This is a genomic window from Candidatus Accumulibacter vicinus (genome assembly GCF_000584955.1).
GTDB classification, from domain to species: Bacteria; Pseudomonadota; Gammaproteobacteria; order Burkholderiales; family Rhodocyclaceae; genus Accumulibacter; species Accumulibacter vicinus.
The window spans coordinates 8,517-12,464 of the sequence record NZ_JDSS02000028.1 but is presented as its reverse complement, the minus strand read 5'-3'; the positions used below and the strand labels follow the sequence as shown (position 1 = coordinate 12,464).

Sequence of the window (3,948 nt, the reverse complement as noted above, 5' to 3'; positions counted from 1 at the left end):
ATGAGGTGACACAAAACTTTATTGAGAAAATAAAAAGCCGCCCCGAATTGAGCGCCGAGAAATTCATTCCCAACCCATTCCGCAAGGAAGCCGGCGCCCGCATCTACCGCACCGGCGATCTGGCCCGCTACCGCGCCAACGGGCTCATCGATTACCTGGGCCGCAGCGACCATCAGGTCAAGATCCGCGGCTTCCGTATCGAACCTGATGACGTCGGCAGCGTCCTTTGCAGTCACCCGGACATCCTGGAAGCGGTGATCGTCGCCCGTCCCGACGCCCGCGGCGAACTCGCCCTCGCCGCCTACTATGTTGCCCGCCCAGCCAGCGCCCTGGCAGCCGGCACGCTGCAGCCCTGGCTGCGCGAACGCCTGCCCGAGTACATGGTGCCCAGCAGCTGCACGGCGCTGGCCGCCCTGCCGCTGACACCCAGCGGCAAAGTCGACCGCCTGTCGCTGCCCGCCCCCGACAACCGCCCGCAAGCGCCGGCCGCGCCCTATCTGTCCCCTCGCGACACCACCGAGCAAGCCATCGCTGCCATCTGGCAGGCGGTGCTGCTGGTCGAGCGAGTCGGCAGCACCGACAACTTCTTCGAACTGGGCGGCACCTCGCTGCGCATGGTCGAGGTCAATCGCCGCTTGTGCGAGCACCTGCATCGTGCCATCCCGATGCTGCAGATGTACCAGTACCCGACCGTACAGAGCCTGGCGCGCTCCCTCAACGCGGCAAGCGGCCTGCCGCCAGCCAGCCCGGCCCTCCAGGCCGGTCGGGAACGCGCCGTGCAGCGCCGGGAAATGCAGCACCGCCGTCAGCCCGCCGGCAGACGATCGCCCGCCTGAGCCCCGGCAGTCGCGCCTCCCTTGAAGAAGGACTTAAACCGGACCTGCGCATCCCCGCAGCCAGTCAGAACCGAGTGACGACCATGAACCAGCCCGCTTCGATACCCCACTCCAACGACATCGCGATTGTCGGCATGAGCTGCCGCTTCCCCGACGCCAATGACGTTTCCGTTTTCTGGCGCAACCTGGAACAGGGCGTCGAATCGATCAGCTTCTTCTCCGAAGCCGAACTGCTCGCCGCAGGCGTCGACCCCGCGCTCCTCGCCGACCCGGCCTACGTTCGCGCCGGTGCGGTCATCAACGACATCGACTGCTTCGACGCGGCCTTTTTCGGCTACAGCCCGCGCGAGGCCAGCCTGATCGAACCGCAGCAGCGGATCTTCCTCGAATGCGCCTGGGAAGCCCTCGAACGCGCCGGCTACACCCCCGCCTCGCATGGTCGTGCGATTGGCGTTTTCGCCGGCTCGGCGATGAACGGCTACCTGATCTACCACCTCGCCACTCGCCCGGACGTGGCGCCGTCGTTGTTCGACTTCCAGATCCAGATCGGCAACGACAAGGACTACCTGACCACCCGCGTCTCCTACAAGCTCAACCTCACCGGCCCGAGCATCAACCTCCAGTCCGCCTGCTCGACCTCGCTGGTCGCGGTGCATGTCGCCTGCCAGAGCCTGCTCAACGGCGAGTGCAATCTGGCGCTGGCCGGCGGCATCTCGGTAGCCATTCCGCACCGGATCGGCTACCTCTACCAGGAAGGCGGCGTCAACTCCGCCGACGGCCATTGCCGGGCCTTCGACGCCGCTGCCCGCGGCACGGTGCTCGGCAGCGGTGCCGGCGTCGTCGCGCTCAAGCGCCTCGCCGACGCTCTCGCCGACGGCGACCACATCCACGCCGTGATCAAGGGCTCGGCGGTGAACAACGACGGCAACGCCAAGGTCGGCTACACCGCCCCCAGCGTCAGCGGCCAGGCGGCGGTAGTCAGCGAAGCGCTGGCCATGGCCGGGCTGACGGCCGACACCATCGGTTACATCGAAACGCACGGCACCGGCACGCCAATGGGCGACCCGATCGAGATACAGGCGCTCACCCAGGCCTTTCGCGAAAGCAGCACGCGCCAGGGTGACTGCGCGATTGGCTCGGTGAAGACCAACATCGGCCACATGGACGTCGCCTCGGGCGTTGCCGGGCTGATTAAGACCGCACTGATGCTCGAGCACCGGCGCATTCCCGCGTCGCTGCACTACCGCCGGCCGAACCCGGAAATCGACTTTGCCAACAGCCCGTTCTACGTGAACAGCACGCTTGCCGAGTGGACACAGCCGGTCTGCCGCGCGGGGGTCAGCTCCTTCGGTCTCGGCGGAACCAATGCGCACGTGGTGCTCGAGGAGGCTCCCACGCGTGCTGCCGCCAGCGCGTCGCGCGCCTGGCAGTTGATCCTCCTGTCGGCACGCACGCCCGGCGCCCTCGACCGCATGACTGAACGTCTTGCCGATCATCTGCGCACCGATCCGGCGCAGCCCCTCGCCGACATCGCGTTCACCCTGCAGACCGGCCGCGAACGCTTCGCGCACCGGCGCATGCTGGTCTGCCGCGACCACGACGGGCTCGCCCAGGCGCTGCTCGCGGGCGACCGTCAGCGCGGTGCCGAAGCGGTCTGCGAACGGCAGGATCGGCCCGTGGTTTTCATGTTCCCCGGCCAGGGCGCCCAGTATCTGGGAATGGGGCGCGAGTTGTACGACGCCGAGCCGCTGTTCCGCGCGGAAGTCGACCGCTGCGCCGAAATCCTGATCCCCCACCTCGGCCAGGATCTGCGCCGCCTGATCTGGCCAGCTCCCGAGGCCGGTGCGGCAGCGCTGCAGCAGACCTGGATCGTCCAGCCAGCGCTGTTTGTCATCGAATACGCCTTGGCGCGCCTGTGGATCAGTTGGGGCGTCCGCCCGGCGGCGATGATCGGCCACAGCATCGGCGAGTACGCCGCGCTCTGCCTGGCCGAAGTGATGAACCTCGCCGACGCCCTCAAGCTGGTGGCCGCGCGCGGCCGCCTGATGCAGGAGATGCCGGCCGGCAGCATGCTCGCCGTCGACCTGCCGGAAAGTGCCCTCGTCGATCTCGAAGCCCGCGGCCTGGCGCTGGCCGGGGTCAACGCGCCCGACCGCTGCGTGCTTTCCGGACCGACCGAGGCCATCGCCGCCTGCCAGCAACAGCTCGACGCCAGCGGCCAGCAAAGCCGCCTGCTGCACACCTCGCACGCCTTCCATTCGGCGATGATGGACCCGATCCTCGAGCGCTTCACCGCCGTGGTCGCAACGATCCCGCTGCAGGCGCCGCGCCTGCCGGTGGTCTCCAACCTCAGCGGCACCTGGCTCAGCGCCGCGCAGGCCTGCGACCCGGCGTATTACGCCAGACACCTGCGGCACACCGTGCGCTTTGCCGATGGCATCGGCTGTGCCGCCGGCAACGGCGACCCGCTGTTTCTGGAAGTCGGTCCCGGCCGCACCCTCGGCACGCTCGCCCAGCAATGTGCGGCAAACTCCGGCGCCAAGGGCGCGCTATGGTCGATGCGCCACCCGCAACAGCAGGAACCCGACCAGGCGATGCTGCTCGCCACCCTCGGCAAGCTCTGGCTGGCCGGCGTCAGCGTCGATTGGGCCGGCTTCCATGCCAATCAAACGCGTCGCCGCGTGCCCTTGCCGGGCTACCCCTTCGAACGTCAGCGCCACTGGATCGAACCCGGTCGACTGGTAGCGCAGGCGGCGGCAGACGCGCGCCCGCCAGCACGGGCAACGCCCGGCAGGCGCCCTCTCGCCGACTGGTTCTACCTGCCTGCCTGGAAACAGTGTCCCCTCCCCGCCGGCAGCACGCCGGCCCGTGGACCGTGGCTGCTCTTCACCACCGGTGAAGGTTTCGGCGAACATCTCGCCGGACAACTGCAAGCGGACGGACAGGCAGTGATCCGGGTTCTCCCCGGCAGCCGGGCGGGCTGGAGTGGCGAGCGGCGCTACACCCTCGACCCGGCACGGCGCGCCGACTACGACAGCCTGCTGGCGGCATTGTCCAGCGCCGGCCAACTGCCGAAGAGCATCCTGCACGCCTGGAACCTGGCGCCGGCTGC

The 3,948-nt window shown here is 68.5% G+C and carries 2 protein-coding genes; both read left to right on the top strand.

From position 1 onward, the window contains the following. Positions 1–836, top strand: an 836-nt coding sequence (locus CAPSK01_RS13595; RefSeq protein ID WP_273703683.1) for a phosphopantetheine-binding protein, incomplete at its 5' end; no start/stop codon positions are given. Positions 837–919: 83 nt separating this feature from the next. After that, positions 920–3,948, top strand: a 3,029-nt coding sequence (locus tag CAPSK01_RS13590) for a type I polyketide synthase (RefSeq protein ID WP_273703682.1), incomplete at its 3' end; no start/stop codon positions are given.